Here is a 14,967-nt window from a genome sequence, read left to right as displayed (position 1 = left end):
GATTACCTCAGGACCTGCTTCCCACCGTCGACGAGCTGCGTACCGAGCTGGTCGAGCGTGATCTTGTCTGCGAAGTACTGCTGCAGCGCCGGGGTGGCGTACTTGAGCTTCCACTCCGGGTAGCCGTCGACCATCTGGAACGGCGCCACGGTCAGGTCCTTCGCGCTGTCCGCCGCGACGTCCCAGCCCTGCTTGCCGGTGGTCGCCTTCACCAGTTCCTCGTTGGCCTGCCTGCCGGTCGGTACCAGCCAGTCACCCTTGGCCAGCGCGGCCATGTTGCTCGGGTTCAGGAAGTACTCCAGGAACTGCGCCGCCTGCTTCTGGTGCTTCGAGTCGGCCGAGACGGAGAGCGTCTGCGGGTTGGCGGCCTGGTTGGCCGAGATTCCCCTGACCGGCGGCAGGGTGACCCACTCGAAGTCGGCCGGCGCCTGCTCCACCATCTGCTGGCGCAGCGACACCGAACCGGGCAGCATCGCGTACTTGCCGGCGAAGAAGCCCGGCAGGGTGTCGGCACCGCTCATTCCCAGCGCCTCCGGCGAGGCCGTTTTGCTGGCGTAGAGCATGTCGTGGATCCGCTTCGGGATCTCCTTCTCGGCGTCGCCGACCCGCACCTCGGTCCGGCCGCCGTCGGTGTAGAAGTACTTGCCGTCGAAGTTCAGCGCCAGGTTCAGCACCCGGTTGGTCGGCGACTTGAGTGCCCAGGCGACGCCGTATTTGCCGGGGCCGGTCAGCTTCTGCGCGTTGGCCTGGAACTCGTCCCAGGTCCAGCCGCCGTCGGCGGGCGGCACCGCGATGCCGGCCGCGTCGAGGAGCTTCTTGTTGGCGATCACGACCTGCGACTCCAGCAGGAACGGCACCCCGGTGACCTTGCCGTCGAAGGTCGCGGTGTCCCAGATGCCCTTGTCGATCTGGCCCTTGAAGTCGTCGGAGAGCAGGCCGGATACGTCGGCCAGGTAGCCCTGCTTGCTGAACTCGCCGATCGAGGACGCCTCGTAGTGCACGATGTCCGGGGCGTCACCACCCTCGAACGAGGTCAGCAACTGGTCGTGTACGGAGTTCCAGTCGCCCTGGACGTACTCGACCTGGATGTCGGCGTGTTCGGCGTTCCACTTCGCGACCAGGTCCTTGTTGGCCTGCAACGACTCCTTCTGCCAGGCCAGAGACAGGAACCGCAGCTTGACCGGGCCGGAACTCTCCTCGTCGCCGCTCCCGCTGCCGCAGGCGCCGAGAGCACCCAGCCCGACGACGCCCGCCAGCGCGGCGGCAACGAACCGTCGTCGGCTAAATCTGTTGAGCACGAAACTTCCCTCCTGTGGTGGGTAGGTGTGCAAGGAAGGGCCCCTTCCTATCGTTTTCTGTAGAAGAAGGGCCCCTTCCTAACCGGTGTGCGGTCACCCCTTCACCGCCCCGGCGAGCGACCCGGAGGCCAGCCGGCGCTGCATGAAGGCGAAGAAGACGAGGCTCGGAATGGTGGCGAGCAGCGAGCCCGCCGCCAGCGGACCGAGCCGGGCGGTGCCCTCGATGCCGACGAACCGGGCCAACGCGACCGGCAGGGTCGCCAACTCGGGCGTCTTGATCAGCACCAGGGCGAAGAAGAACTCGTTCCAGGCGGAGATGAAGGAGAAGAGTGCGGTCGCGATCAGCCCGGGGGCCAGCAACGGGAAGATCACCCGACGCAGGGTCTGCAACCGGTTCGCCCCGTCGACCGAGGCCGCCTCCTCCAACTCGCGCGGAATGTTCCGGACGAATCCCTGGAGCATCCAGAGCGCGAACGGCATCGCCCAGACGACGTACACCAGCACCAGCCCGGCGTGCGTGTTGGCCAGCCCGGCCTGCCGGAGCACCAGGAAGATCGGAATGATCAGCAGTACGAACGGAAAGAGCTGGGACAGCAGTACCCAGCCCAGGGCCACCGTCCCCAGCCGGGTCCGGAACCGCGCCAGGGCGTACGACGCGGGCGTCGCGATCAGCACGGTGAGTACGGCCGAGGCGAGGGAGACCTGGAGGCTGTTCCACGCCGCCCGGCCGAGCGCCTGCTCGGTGAACGCCTGGACGAAGTTGTCCAGGGTCGGGTTGTCGGGGATCAGGGTCGGATGCAGCTTGACCAGTTCCCGGGGTGGCTTGAGCGAGGTGGAGAGCAGCCACACCAGCGGAAAGGCGAGGAAGACCAGGTAGCCGGAGAGCGCCAGGTACTGGAGGCTCCGGCTGAGCCGCTTCGACCTCTTCCGGGCGACCGCGTTGGTCGGCTTCTTCTCGGTCATCAATTAGTTCGCCTCCCGGAGCCGGCGACGCAGGTACAACGCGAGCAGCGCCACGACGATCACGACCATCACGTTCCCGAGTGCCGCCGCGTAGCCGTAGTTGCCGTAGCGGAACGCCTCCTCGTAGGCGAAGAGCATCGGCAGCATCGTCTTGCCGCCCGGCCCGCCGGCGGTGAGCACGTAGACCAGGCCGAACGAGTTGAAGTTCCAGATGAAGTCCAGCGAGGTGATCGCGACGATCACCGGCATCAGCGAGGGCAGCGTCACGCTGCGGAACCGTTGCCAGGCGCTGGCCCCGTCCACGGCCGCCGCCTCGTGCAGCTCGCGCGGCACCCCCTGTAGACCCGCCAGGAGTACGACGGTGGTCTGCGGCATGCCGGCCCAGACTCCGACGATGATCACCGCCGGTAGTGCGGTGTTGAAGTCACCGAGCCAGGTGGTCCGCATCCCGTCGGCGCCGATCCGGTGCAGGAACTCGTTGAGCAGTCCCGCGTCGGGGTGGTAGACCAGCCGCCAGAGGATGCCGACCACCACCGGCGGCATCGCCCACGGTACGACGGCGAGCACCCGCGCCGCGCCACGGAAACGTAGTCGCTGGTTGAGCAGCAGGGCCAGCCCGAGGGCGAGCAGGAACTGCAGCACCGTCACCGAGAACGCCCAGACCAGGCCGATCCGGAACGAGCTCCAGAACAGACTGTCGGAGAGCAGTTCCCGGTAGTTCTCCAGACCGGTGAAGCTGATCGTCACGTTCCGGCCGGCCTTGGCGTCCGTGAAACCGAGGTAGATCCCCCGGAGCAGCGGGAACACCGAGAAGACCAGGACCGGCAGCAGCGACGGAAGCAGCAGCAGGTAGACCGTCCGGTGGTCGGACCGGGCCCGACCACCCCGGGTACGGGTGCCGGAGCCGTCCACCTCCGGTGGCTCGGTCAGCGTCGTCATCTCCGCCTCCCTTGCGTTGACGGTTCAGGGGCTCGGCCGCCCTGCTCGATCCGCATTCCGGCCCGTGATGCCGTCCCGGCGAGGTCGCTCGACGCGCGTACGGCGAGGCTGGGCGCGACGTGCTCGCGGCGGGGTGGCAGATCGGGGTCGGCGATCCGCTCCAGCAGCAGTTCGGCGGCGCGCCGCCCTCGGGTGGCGGAGCCGAGCGAGACGCTGGAGAGCTGTGGGAAGGCCATCTGGGCCAGTTCGGTGTCGTCCATCCCGACCAGGGCCACGTCCTGCGGAACCCGGCGCTCCTCGGTGAGCAGCGCGTGCAGGGCGCCGACCGCGATCAGGTCGTTGGCGCAGAGCAGCGCGTCGGGATCGGCCCGAGCGAGCAGCCGGGCGGCGGCGGCCCGACCGGCGGCGTACTGGAAGTCGCCGACCTCGATCAGCCGCTCGTCGACGGGGATGCCGTGGCTGGTCAGCGCGGCGCGGAAGCCGGCGTCCCGGGCCGCGCCCGGAACGGTGTCCAGTGGACCGTTGACGAAGCCGATCCGCTGGCGGCCGGCGGCGAGCAGGTGGTCGACGGCGAGCGCCACACCGCTGCGCGAGTCGGTGCGTACGTTGTCGACCGGCGCGTCGGCGGGGAGCTGGCCGACCACCACGACCGGAACCGGGCTGACCACGATCGCGTCGAGGTGCTCGTCGGTGATCCGGATCGGCGAGACGATCATTCCGTCCACGTAGCGGTTGGCGAGCCGGCGCAGCAGCGCGGTCTCGCTGGCCACCTCCCCGCCGGTGGCGTGTACCAGCAACTGCCGGCCGGAGGAGGCGACGACGGCCTCGATGGCCCGCATCATCGCGACGTAGACCGGGTTGCCGATGTCGGCGACCGCGAGCGCGACGAGCCCGGTGCGTTGGGACTGCAAAGACCGGGCGATCGCGTTCGGCACGTAACCGACCTCCGCCGCGGCCGCCCGGACCTTGCGCACGGTCTCGGCGCTGCCGCCGATTCCGTTCAGGACCCGCGAGGCCGAGGCGATCGAGACGCCCGCCCGCGCGGCCACGGTATGTACGGTCGGCCGGCCGTCGCCAGCGGGCTGTAAACGTTTACGCCCCATGCACCGAACCTCCACCCCTGACCTGTAAACGTTTCCGGAATCTTGCTCCCGCAGATCGGAGCCGTCAACCCCCCGTTACAAAAACGTTTCGCGCGCTGTTGGGGGAACCGCCGCACCCCGGCGCGTACGTACTCGGGAAGAGGGTCGAGTCCGTCCGGACCGGCGGCGATTCGTGGGTACCCTACGCGGAGCCGGATCGGAAGAATGCCGTCAACGCCGATCCCCTGTGCTGCTGACCTGGACCATCTCCGCTCCGGCGGATGTCGATCCGTTCCGTCGCCGTTCGTATAGAGGGTAGGAATCCGCCGGCGCCGTGCCGGCGGGCGAGACAGGACAGGAGGTGTCGCGGTGCCGCAGTACCTGCTCAGCATCTACCAGCCGGACGGTGACCCGCCCCCGTTCGAGGTACTGGAACCGATCATGAAGAACCTCGCGGCGTTGAACCAGGAGATGAAGTCCGCCGGGGCGTGGGTCTTCGCGGGCGGGCTGCATCCACCCAGCACCGCCACGGTGATCCGGGTCAGCGACGGCGACACGCTGATCACCGACGGCCCGTACGTCGAGGGCAAGGAACACCTCGGCGGATTCACCGTCGTCCAGGCACCCGACCTCGATGCCGCGCTGGTCTGGGGCCGCAAGCTCGCCGAGGCCATCGGCCTGCTGCCGATCGAGGTACGGCCGTTGGAGGACGAGGCAGACAGTTGTGATCCGCCGCAGGCCTGACCGACCCGATCCGGCAGCCGGAGCCGATCTGGCAGCCGGAGCCGATCCGGCAGCCGGAGCCGATCCGGAGATCGAGCGGGTGTTCCGCGCGGAGTACGGGCGTGCGGTCTCGGTCCTGGTCCGCGTCTTCGGTGACATCGACATCGCCGAGGACGCGGTCCAGGACGCGTTCGCCGCAGCCGTCCAGCGGTGGCCGTCCGGCGGACCGCCGCCCAGCCCGGCCGGGTGGATCATCACGACGGCCCGCAACCGGGCCATCGACCGCCTCCGCCGGGAGGCCGCCCGCCCGGACCGTTACGCCCAGGCCGCCCTGCTGAACGCCCGCGACGAACCGGCCGAGGAGGGTCCCGTGCACGACGAGCGGCTGCGCCTCATCTTCACCTGCTGCCATCCCGCGCTCGCGCCCACCGCCCAGGTCGCGTTGACGCTGCGGCTGCTCGGCGGACTCACCACGACCGAGATCGCCCGTGCCTTCCTGGTCCCCGAGCCGACCATGGCGCAACGGTTGGTCCGGGCGAAGGGCAAGATCCGGGATGCGCGGATCCCGTACCGGGTTCCGGCCGAGGCCGACCTTCCGGACCGGCTCCGGACCGTACTGGCCGTGGTCTATCTGATCTTCAACGAGGGCCACACCGCCAGTTCGGGCGACCGGCTGATCCGCGAGGACCTCTGCGCCGAGGCCATCCGGCTCGGTCGGCTGCTGGCTGAACTTCTGCCGGACGAGCCGGAGGTCCTCGGACTGCTCGCGCTGCTGCTGCTCGTCGAGGCCCGCCGGCCCAGCCGGACCACCCCGGACGGCGCCTTCGTCCGCCTGGCCGACCAGGACCGGACCCGCTGGAACCGGGAACTCGTCGCCGAGGGCCAGGCCCTCGTCCGGCGCTGCCTACGACGCGACCAGCCCGGCCCGTACCAGATCCAGGCCGCGATCAACGCCGTGCACGATGACGCCCCGGACGCCGCCGCCACCGACTGGGCACAGATCCTCCAGTTGTACGACCACCTGCTCTCGCTCGCCCCGAGCCCGGTGGTGGCGTTGAACCGCGCGATCGTGGTGGCCGAGATCGACGGGCCGGCGGCGGCACTCGACCTCGTCGACCAGCTCGACCTGACCGGCCACCACCTGTTCCACGCCGTCCGGGCCGACCTGCTCCGCCGGCTCGGCCGCGCCACCGAGGCGGTGCGGGCGTACGAACTGGCCGAGAGCCTGACCCGGAACGCGGTCGAGCGGGACTTCCTCCGGCGCAGCCGCACGGCGCTGGCCTCGGCGTGACCCGCCCAGGCCGGGCCGGAGCCGACCCGACCTGGGAACGGTGTCGCCGTCAGGAGGCGGTTCCGGGACGCCGGAGGTCGTCGACCTCCATCACCTCGCGGCCGAGCGGCCAGAACGCGGCCGGCACCAGCTTGAAGTTGGCGACGCCGAACGGGATCCCGATGATCGTCAGGCAGAGCGTGACCCCGGCGACGAGGTGCATGAGCGCGAGCCACCAGCCGGCCAGCACCATCCAGAGCACGTTGGCCAGGCCCGAGCCGAGTCCGGCGCCCGGCTTGACCACCAGGGTCCGCCCGAACGGCCACAGCGAGTAGTACGCCAACCGGAGCGAGGCCACCCCGAACGGGATGGTCACGATGAACACGAAGCAGATCAGCGCCGCTATCCCGTACCCGATGGCGAGCGCGATACCACTACCGAAGATCAGCCAGAGCAGGTTGAGCACGAATCGCACCATGCCGTCATGGTGCGCCCCCCCGATCAACCCATCGGGTCGGAACAGGTCGGGCAGCTGGCCGAGCTGACGTACCCTCAGTCGCCGGGAACGTAGAGGGCGTCGATCTCGGCCCGGAGCGGAAGCGCGACCGAGGCACCGAGCTTCCGGGCACAGGCCGCGCCGGCCGCGCTCGCCCAGCGGACCGCGTCGAGAAGTTCCCGGCCCTCGCCCCAGGCCACCGCCAGCGCACCGGTGAACGCGTCCCCGGCCGCCGTCGAGTCGACCAGGTCGACCTTGACCGCGGGCACGTGCGTGGTGGTGCCATCCCGGTCCCCGTACCAGGCGCCGTGCCGGCCGAGGGTCATCACCGCGCGGGGCACCACGCCGAGCAGCGCACCGGGGTGCTCCCGGCCGCGTCCGGTGATCGCCCGCGCCTCGGCCTCGTTGACCACCAGCAGGTCGACCGAGTCGAGCAGTTCGGCCGGTACCGGCTGGGCCGGGGCCGCGTTGAGCAGCACGCGGGTGCCGGCGGCCCGGGCCGCGCGGGCCGCCTCGGTCACCGTGGCGACCGGAATCTCCAGCTGCGCCACGAGTACGTCGGCATCCCGTACGGCGGTCAGCTCGCTCTCGGTCAGCCCGGTGAAGGCGGAGTTGGCGGCCGGGGTGACCACGATGGTGTTCTCCCCCTCGGCGTCGACGGTGACAACCGCCACTCCGGAGGCGCCGTACACCATCCGGACCCGCTCCGTGTCGACCCCGGCGGCGGCGATCCGGGCCCGGAGGGTGACGCCGAACGAGTCCGAGCCGATCGCGCCGAGCAGGGCGCCGTCGGCACCGCCCGGGTGGCCGCGATCGCCTGGTTGGCCCCCTTGCCGCCGGCCACCATCACGAAGTCGGTGCCGAAGACCGTCTCACCCGGTTTCGGTAGGACGTCGGTGGTGACCACCAGGTCCATGTTGGCGCTGCCCATGACAACGACCCGTGGCCGGTTCACCGGCGGCACCTCCCGTTTCGGCGACTGCCCGAGTCTAGAGCGGGCCGTTGTCGGCGTCTTCTGGCAGGCTGCCAGACATGGGACAGATGCCGATCGGAGTGATGTACCGGTGCGACACCGCCCCGGAGCAGTTACCGGCGTACGCCCGGCTGGTGGAGCGGCTGGGTTACGACGAGCTGTGGGTGGTGGAGGACTGCTTCTTCGGCGGCGCGGTCTCCAGTGCCGCGGTGGCCGCGGCCGTGACCGACAAACTGAAGATCGGCATCGGCATCCTGCCGGCGGCGTTCCGCAATCCCGCGCTGGCCGCCATGGAGCTGGCCAACCTCGCCCGGCTCTTCCCGGGCCGGATCCTGCCCGGCTTCGGTCACGGCATGGCTGACTGGGTCCGGCAGGTCGGCGCCGACCATCCGTCGCCGCTGGCGGTGCTCGGTGAGACCGTCGAGGCGGTACGCGCGCTGCTCGCCGGAAACAAGGTCACCGTCACCGGCCGGTACGCCCGACTCGCCGAGGTGTTGCTGGAGTACCCGCCGGACCAGCCGCCTCCGATCTCCACCGGGGTACGCGGCGAGAAGTCGCTGCGGCTCTCCGGGCGGGTGGCCGACGGCACGATTCTCGCCGAGGGTGCCAGTCCGGAGTACGTCCGCTGGGCCCGGGGGATGATCGACGAGGGGCGCCGGGCGGCCGGACGTACCGATGACCACCGGCTCACCGTCTACGCGCACCTGGACTTCGACGACGCCCGGGCCAGCGCCCGCCGGGAGTTCGCCGCCCAGCTCTCCGGCGGCTGGGCGCTCCCGCCCTCGGACGCCGACCTGGCCGACGAGATCGCCAACCTGCTGGCCGGTTCGTCCGGCGCCGCCGCGCTGGCCGAGGCGCTGCCCGAGCACTACCTCGACCGGTTCACCGCGGCCGGCAGTGCCGAGCAGTGCGCGGCGTCGGTGACCCGGCTCTGGGAGGCCAGTGCGGACGCCGTGGTCTTCGTTCCGCCCCGCGACGACCAGCTCGCGGTCGCCCAGATCACGCTGGCGTCCGAGACGCTGCTCCCGATGCTCCGCGCCGCGACGAACCGCTGACGGTTCGGACCCGCCGGCCCTCGCCTGACTTCCGCCGCCCGGCGGAGGTCAGGCGGCTCGGCCGACTTCCGTTCGGCGGATGTCAGGCGGCTCGGGCGGTGAACCGGCCACCCGCCCGGTCCACCACCAGCGGCACGCCGAAGGTCTTGGAGAGGTACTCGCCGGTGACCGTCTCGGCGAGTACCCCCTGCGCCACGATGCCGCCCTCGCGCAGCAGCAGGGCGTGGGTGAAGCCCGGCGGGATCTCCTCGACGTGGTGGGTGACCAGCACCAGAGCCGGGGCGTCCGAGTCCTGGGCCAGCCCGGCGAGCCGGGCCACCAGGTCCTCGCGACCGCCCAGGTCCAGCCCGGCCGCCGGCTCGTCGAGCAGCAGCAGCTCCGGATCGGTCATCAGGGCCCGGGCGATCTGCGTCCGCTTGCGCTCGCCCTCCGACAGCGTCCCGTAGCGACGGTCGGCCAGCGAGACGACACCGAGCTGGGCGAGCAGGCCCTGGGCCCGCGCCTCGTCGATCTCGTCGTACTGCTCCCGCCACCGGCCGACCACCGACCAGGCCGCGGTCAGCACGACGTCCCGGACCCGCTCGTCGGCCGGGATCCGCTCGGCCAGCGCCGCGGTGGTCAACCCGATCCGGGTACGCAGCTCGGCCAGATCGGTACGCCCGATCCGCTCACCGAGCGCGTGCACCACGCCCGTGGTCGGATGCAGCCGCCCGGACGCCAGGTTGAGCAACGTCGTCTTGCCCGCACCGTTCGGCCCGAGCACCACCCACCGCTCGTCCGGGCGCACCCGCCACGTCACGTCGTGCAGCAGTGCGGTGCCGGATCGCAGCACACCGACCCTGTTGAGGTCGATCACCGCGTCCGGGTCGGATGCTTGGGGTGGGCCGGCATCGGCGGCGACAGAAACCGGATCATCACGCACCCGCCCATCCAACCACGCAGCGCTGCGTCCCCCGCGAGCGCCGTCCGGGCCGTAGGGTGATGCGCCGTGTCCTATATCACGTAGCCGGAGGTTGTCCCGTGCCAGCGGTGATCGAGATCAACGGCCTGAGCAAGGCGTTCACCCGCTTCCGTCGCGGCCGCCGGGTCGCTCTGGACGGCTTCGACATGCTGGTCGAGCCGGGCCAGGTACACGGCTTCCTCGGTCCCAACGGGTCGGGCAAGACCACCACCCTGCGTACGCTGCTCGGCCTGGTCCGGGCGGACAGCGGCCGGATGGCGCTGTTCGGGCAGCCGACACCGCACGGGCTGCCGGCCGTGGCCAGCCGGTTCGGCGCCATCGTGGAGAGCCCCCAGTTCTTCGGCAACTTCACCGGCCGGCGCACGCTGCGGCTGCTCGCCGTGGCCGGTGGGGTGCCGCCGACCCGGGTCGACGAGGTGCTGACGCAGGTCGGGCTCCGTGACCGGGCCGACGAGCGGGTGAAGGCGTACTCGCTGGGCATGAAACAGCGGCTCGCGGTGGCCTCCGCCCTCCTCAAACAGCCCGAGCTGCTGATCCTCGACGAGCCGGCCAACGGGCTGGACCCGGCCGGCATCCGGGAGATGCGGGACCTGATGCGCGGCCTCGCCGCCGCCGGGGTCACGGTGCTGGTCTCCAGCCACATCCTGGCCGAGATCCAACAGATATGTGACCACGTGACGATCATCTCCCGTGGACGGCGGGTGGCCGCCGGTCCGGTCGAGGCGGTGCTGGCCGGCTTCGACCACGGCGAGTTCCGGATCCGGGTCGCCGAGCAGACCCGGGCTGCCGAGATCATCCAGGCGGCCGGCCTGACGGTGGCCGCCCATCCGGACCATCTGGTGGTGGCCGGCACCGAGGATCCGGCCCGGATCAGCCAGCTCCTCGGCGAGCAGGGCCTCTGGCTGCGCGAACTCACCCCGCTCACCCCGGACCTGGAGAGTGTCTTCCTCGAACTCACCGACACCCGGCCCCGACCCGGGGTGCCGCGTCAGGTCGACGAGTCCGTACTGCCCGCCGCCACCGGGGCCCGTGAGATCACCATCAGCGTCGACGACGAGGGGGCACGGTCGTGAACCTGGTACGGGCCGAGATCGGTCGGCTGGCCGCCCGTCGTTTCGTACAACTGATGCTGGTGCTGCTGGTCACCGCGTTCGGCATCACGATCGCCACCACGCTGGCCGGCTCGCACGAGCCCGGCCCCGCCGAGCTGCAACGGGCCGAGACCTGGGCGCAGGAGCAGCGGGCGGAGGTCCGGGTGCACTACGCCAACTGTCGCGTCGAGCAGCCGCTCGGCCCCGGGACCGGCTCCCGCTACCAGGGCGACTGCGAGAATCTCAACCCGGACCGGATCGACGCCTCGGACTACCTCGCCGGGGTCTTCGTCTTCGACCGCCAGATCCTGGAGCTGGCCTACTTCCTCGTCGCCTTCCTCTGCCTGTTCGGCTTCCTGGTCGGGGCGTCCTACATCGGCGCGGACCTGACCTCCGGCGGGATGACGAACCTGCTGCTGTGGCGGCCCCAGCGGATGGTCGTACTCGGCACGAAGCTGGGCACCCTGCTGGCCGGCGTACTGGCGGTGTCGGTAGTCGCCTCGGTGGTCTACATCGGCGCCTTCCGGCTGATCGCGGAGTTCCGGGGGATGCCCGGTTCGCCGACCGCCACGTTCTGGACCGATCTGTCGATGACCGTCGTCCGCGGAGTGCTGCTGGTGCTGATGGTGACCGCGCTGGGCTTCGCCGTGGCCACCCTCGGCCGGCACACCTCGGCGGCGCTCGGGGTGGCCGCCGCGTACGGCGTGGTCTGGGAGGCGGGCGGCCGGATCGTGATGGGCATCCTCGACGTGGCCCGGCCGGACCAGTTGATGCTGATCAGCTACGTCGTCGCCTGGGTCGGCGGCGACATCGAGCTGTACTCCTTCGACGCCTGTAGCGGGCGGACCATGACGGGATCCTGCGACCCGTCGTACACGATCCTCTGGCCCGCCGGACTGGCCGTGCTGCTCGCCCTGGTGGTGGTCACGGTCGGGGCCGCCTTCACCACCTTCCGCCGTCGCGACCTCGCCTGAGGTGTTAGGAAGGGCCCCTTCTTATACAAAAAACGATAAGAAGGGGCCCTTCCTTGCAGGTTAGACGCGGCTGATCCGGATCGCGTCCGCGATCACCAACCCGGTGCCGCCGGTCCAGCGGCTCACGCCCACCTTGTTGGCGTCACCGGCGGCGAGGGTGAAGGTGCCGAGGTTGCGCCACGCGCCACCGCCGGAGCGTTGGTCGACGTAGACCGTCTGGTTACCGCTCGGCGTGACGATGATGTACGGCGCGGAGCTGTTGTAACCCGGATCGTCCGGGTACCACGCCTCCACCCGGTAGCTGGCGGTCTCCGGGATGTTCACCTTGTACCAGGCGGGGTCGCTCGACTCCACCGTGCTCGCGTACCGGTAGTCGACCCCGTTCTTCTGCGACGAGTACGTCGAGGTGCCCCAGCTCGCACTCGCGGTGAACCGGCCCGACGTGCTGTTGTCCACGGTGGTCGTCCAGCCGGTGGGCGGCGGGGTCGTACCACCGGTGACCAACTGCATGTAGTAGGTCCAGTTCCAGTGCTGTCCCGGGTCGGTGTGGGTCGCACCGGGCACCTGGTTGTGCCCGATGATCCGGGACCGGTCCCGGGGGATGCCGTACCGCGTGGTGAGGTGCCGGGTCAGCGCCGCCGAGGACCGGTACATCGCGTCGGTGAACCAGGACGGCTGGGTGACGTAGCCCTCGTGCTCGATGCCGATCGACTGGGTGTTGTAGGTCCAGTTGCCGGCGTGGTGGCCGATGTCCTTCTCCCGGACCGACTGGGTCACCGCACCGTCCGAGGAGCGGACCGTGTAGTGGGCGCTGACCCCGGAGGCCGGGTTCTGGAACCAGCTGACCGTGCCGGCGTACGACCCCTGGGTCACGTGGATGACCACGTAGTTGATCGGGTACGACGACTCGCGGCTGGACACCGTGTAGTTGGCCGAGTGCGCCGGTGCCCAGGCGGCCGGACCGTAGTCGGTGCTCATGATGCCGACCCCGCCGGAGCTGCCGAGCGGGGCGACGCCGGCCAGGGCACCCCGGTCCGGGGCGACCTTGCGGGGCGCGACCTGGACCGGCCCGTCCGCCGTACCGGCGTTGATGCCGGTGCCGAGCATCTCGTAGACGGTGTCGGCGTAGAGCCGGGCGACGGCCGGGGTACTGGCTCCGCCGTACCGGATCACCGGCCCGTACCAGTGGTTGATGTCGCCCCGCTGCGCGGCGGTGAGCCCGGCCGCGTCGGCGTACGACCGCAGCACGGCGGCGGCGCCGGTGACGTTGGCGACGGAGTCGGTACGCAGCGTGTCCCGGTGCAGGCCGGTCAGCGCGGCGGCCTCGTCCAGGGTGCGCTGCTTCGGATTGCTGGTCAGGTGCATGACGCCGTAGCCGGCGGACGCGCTCGGCGCCCCGGCGTGGCCGTCGAGACGCGTCTCCGAGTAGCCGAGCGCGACGAGCAGGTCACGTGGTACGCCGTACCTGGCCGCCGCCGTGTCGAAGGCCCGGGCGAGCGCCCCGGCCTCGGCGGACGCACCGGTCACGGCATTGGCGCCGGCCGACAGGTCGACGGAGTTGAATTGCCCGGCCAGTGCGGGTTGGCCGGGCAGGCCGATGGCGAGGGACACGATCAGGGTGGCGCCGAGCAGGTGGCGCGGGCGCGGTTGGGGGTTCCGAACGGTCACCGTCACTCCTCCCCAGAGGGTGGACGTCCCGGATGGGGGACGCCGGGTGGCCGTACCGTATAGCCTCAACTTCGTCTATGTCGAGACCTTCCATTGAACTGAAGGTTAATGAAAGATATCTACATGACCGGCCGACGGAAGCCACCGTGCGAGCCATCGTGTACCGCGCCGGAGCCCGGCCGCGCCGGACAGCCCAATGCCGCATCAGGCCGACGGGCGACCAGCGGAACGGCACGGCGGATCGCCGCCGGAGCAGCGCGGCGGGCGACCGGCGGAACCCGGCGGTCGGCTGTCGGATCAGCCCAGCGTCGAGCCGAACACCTCGTCCCGGACCGCGTCCAGGGCGACCCGGAGGGCGCCGCGCAGCACCGGCTCCTCGGTCAACTCGGTGGGCACCACCCGGGGGGTGACGAGCGTGATGGCGGCGACCTCGTGCTGCACCCGTTCGGCCAGCGCGGTACCGCCGGCCTGGCCGACCTCGCCGGCCAGCACCACCAGCGGCGGGTCCAACACCACGCAACTGCTCGCCACCCCGAGCGCGAGCCGCCGGGCGACCTCGTCGAGCACCGGCCCGCCGGCCGTACCCGCCCCGATCGCGGCCCGGATCGCGTCCGCCGCCGAGGCGGACCGGAAGCCGTGCTCCCGGGCCACCGCGCGGACCGCGTCGGAGCCGGCCAACTGTCCGAACGCCGGCTTCGCCCGCCGGGAGGCGTCCCGTGGAATGGGAGCCCCGGGCACCGGCAGATAGCCGATCTCGCCGGCCGCGCCGGTGCTGCCGTGGTGCAGGCGGCCGTTCAGCACGATGGCCAGACCGATGCCGACCCCCAGCCAGACCAGTACGAAGTCGTCCACTCCACGGGCCGCACCGGACTCCGCCTCGGCGACCGCGGCCAGGTTGACGTCGTTCTCGAAGACCACCGGCGTGTGCAGGTCCTCGCGCAGGGCGGCCAACAGACCCCGGTGCCAGCGCGGCAGGTTGAACGCGAAGGTGATGTCCCCGGTGGCCGGATCGACCAGGCCGGGCGTGCCGAGCACCACCCGTCGTACGGTGGTCAGGTGGGCCTGCGCCTCGCTCGCCGCCCGTACCACCGCGTTGTGCACGACGCCCACCGGGTCGTCGGTGTCCCGGGTGGACTGCTCCACCCGCCCGATCACCTCGCCGGTGATGTCGGCACAGGCCGCCACCACCCGGTCCGGTCCGACGTCGACGCCGACCACGTGCGCGGTTCCCGGGCGGACGGCATAGAGCTGTGCGTTGGGGCCGCGTCCGCCGGCCTGCTCGCCGACCCGGGTCACCAGACCGCGCTCTTCCAGCCGTTCCACCAGTTGGGACGCGGTGACCTTGGACAGCCCGGTCAACTCACCCAACTGCGCGCGGGTGAGTGGCCCGCGCGCGAGCAGCAGCTCCAGCGCCGCCCGGTCGTTGAGTGCGCGGAGCAGGCGGGGTGTACCGGGGAGCCGGGTGCTGGCCATG

General features: G+C 71.0%; 13 protein-coding genes and 1 pseudogene. 5 read left to right on the top strand and 9 right to left on the bottom strand.

Going from position 1 to position 14,967, the window contains the following annotated elements:
- Positions 1-2: 2 nt before the first annotated feature.
- The 4 genes from H4W31_RS16255 to H4W31_RS16240 all read right to left on the bottom strand — a co-directional run bounded on the left by H4W31_RS16255 (position 3) and on the right by H4W31_RS16240 (position 4,249).
- Positions 3-1,298 (bottom strand): ABC transporter substrate-binding protein, encoded by a 1,296-nt coding sequence (locus H4W31_RS16255; protein ID WP_318783229.1) that lies wholly within the window; start codon positions 1,296-1,298, stop codon positions 3-5.
- 93 nt (positions 1,299-1,391) lie between these two features.
- Complete coding sequence (locus H4W31_RS16250; RefSeq protein ID WP_192767429.1) at positions 1,392-2,261, bottom strand: carbohydrate ABC transporter permease; 870 nt, start codon at positions 2,259-2,261, stop codon at positions 1,392-1,394.
- Between the two features lie 3 nt (positions 2,262-2,264).
- Positions 2,265-3,200, bottom strand: coding sequence for a carbohydrate ABC transporter permease (locus H4W31_RS16245; RefSeq protein WP_192767428.1), 936 nt, complete (start codon positions 3,198-3,200; stop codon positions 2,265-2,267).
- Positions 3,197-4,249 (bottom strand): LacI family DNA-binding transcriptional regulator, encoded by a 1,053-nt coding sequence (locus H4W31_RS16240; protein ID WP_318783228.1) that lies wholly within the window; start codon positions 4,247-4,249, stop codon positions 3,197-3,199. Before H4W31_RS16240 ends, H4W31_RS16245 begins: the two co-directional genes overlap by 4 nt.
- A 402-nt stretch (positions 4,250-4,651) precedes the next feature.
- Between H4W31_RS16240 and H4W31_RS16235 the strand changes: the two genes are divergently transcribed.
- Complete coding sequence (locus H4W31_RS16235; protein ID WP_192767426.1) at positions 4,652-5,026, top strand: YciI family protein; 375 nt, start codon at positions 4,652-4,654, stop codon at positions 5,024-5,026.
- A 28-nt stretch (positions 5,027-5,054) separates the two neighbouring features.
- Positions 5,055-6,296, top strand: a complete 1,242-nt coding sequence (locus H4W31_RS16230; protein ID WP_264084172.1) for an RNA polymerase sigma factor — start codon at positions 5,055-5,057, stop codon at positions 6,294-6,296.
- A gap of 49 nt (positions 6,297-6,345) precedes the next feature.
- Here H4W31_RS16230 and H4W31_RS16225 read toward each other — a convergent pair whose 3' ends face one another.
- Together H4W31_RS16225 and H4W31_RS16220 are read right to left on the bottom strand one after the other, a co-directional pair.
- Positions 6,346-6,753, bottom strand: coding sequence for a YccF domain-containing protein (locus H4W31_RS16225; protein WP_192767424.1), 408 nt, complete (start codon positions 6,751-6,753; stop codon positions 6,346-6,348).
- 74 nt (positions 6,754-6,827) lie between these two features.
- Positions 6,828-7,726, bottom strand: a pseudogene (locus tag H4W31_RS16220) (ribokinase).
- Positions 7,727-7,803: 77 nt separating this feature from the next.
- On the opposite strand from H4W31_RS16220, the gene H4W31_RS16215 reads away from it, so the two are divergent.
- A complete protein-coding gene (locus tag H4W31_RS16215; RefSeq protein WP_192767423.1) occupies positions 7,804-8,799 on the top strand; it encodes an LLM class flavin-dependent oxidoreductase in 996 nt (331 codons plus the stop codon).
- 82 nt (positions 8,800-8,881) lie between these two features.
- On the opposite strand, the gene H4W31_RS16210 is transcribed toward H4W31_RS16215, so the two are convergent.
- A complete protein-coding gene (locus tag H4W31_RS16210; RefSeq protein WP_192767422.1) occupies positions 8,882-9,721 on the bottom strand; it encodes an ABC transporter ATP-binding protein in 840 nt (279 codons plus the stop codon).
- 98 nt (positions 9,722-9,819) lie between these two features.
- On the opposite strand from H4W31_RS16210, the gene H4W31_RS16205 reads away from it, so the two are divergent.
- Together H4W31_RS16205 and H4W31_RS16200 are read left to right on the top strand one after the other, a co-directional pair.
- On the top strand, positions 9,820-10,833 hold the full coding sequence (locus tag H4W31_RS16205; RefSeq protein WP_192767421.1) for an ABC transporter ATP-binding protein: 1,014 nt from the start codon (positions 9,820-9,822) through the stop codon (positions 10,831-10,833).
- On the top strand, positions 10,830-11,825 hold the full coding sequence (locus H4W31_RS16200) for an ABC transporter permease subunit (protein ID WP_192767420.1): 996 nt from the start codon (positions 10,830-10,832) through the stop codon (positions 11,823-11,825). Before H4W31_RS16205 ends, H4W31_RS16200 begins: the two co-directional genes overlap by 4 nt.
- A gap of 60 nt (positions 11,826-11,885) precedes the next feature.
- Here the strand turns inward: H4W31_RS16200 and H4W31_RS16195 are convergent, their stop codons facing one another.
- Complete coding sequence (locus H4W31_RS16195; RefSeq protein ID WP_192767419.1) at positions 11,886-13,493, bottom strand: golvesin C-terminal-like domain-containing protein; 1,608 nt, start codon at positions 13,491-13,493, stop codon at positions 11,886-11,888.
- A gap of 297 nt (positions 13,494-13,790) precedes the next feature.
- Complete coding sequence (locus tag H4W31_RS16190) at positions 13,791-14,966, bottom strand: ROK family transcriptional regulator (RefSeq protein ID WP_192767418.1); 1,176 nt, start codon at positions 14,964-14,966, stop codon at positions 13,791-13,793.
- Position 14,967 lies beyond the last annotated feature (1 nt).

The sequence above is a fragment of the Plantactinospora soyae genome (assembly GCF_014874095.1).
Lineage (GTDB): Bacteria > Actinomycetota > Actinomycetes > Mycobacteriales > Micromonosporaceae > Plantactinospora > Plantactinospora soyae.
Note: the sequence above shows the minus strand (reverse complement) of the source record. Positions and strands in the feature narration are given on the sequence as shown.

What these genes read in the sequence shown, in the direction of transcription:
- H4W31_RS16250 (WP_192767429.1), bottom strand. Translation starts at nt 2,261, where the DNA reads ATGACCGAGAAGAAGCCGACCAACGCGGTCGCCCGGAAGAGGTCGAAG.
- H4W31_RS16245 (WP_192767428.1), bottom strand. Translation starts at nt 3,200, where the DNA reads ATGACGACGCTGACCGAGCCACCGGAGGTGGACGGCTCCGGCACCCGT.
- H4W31_RS16225 (WP_192767424.1), bottom strand. Translation starts at nt 6,753, where the DNA reads ATGGTGCGATTCGTGCTCAACCTGCTCTGGCTGATCTTCGGTAGTGGT.
- H4W31_RS16215 (WP_192767423.1), top strand. Translation starts at nt 7,804, where the DNA reads ATGGGACAGATGCCGATCGGAGTGATGTACCGGTGCGACACCGCCCCG.
- H4W31_RS16190 (WP_192767418.1), bottom strand. Translation starts at nt 14,966, where the DNA reads ATGGCCAGCACCCGGCTCCCCGGTACACCCCGCCTGCTCCGCGCACTC.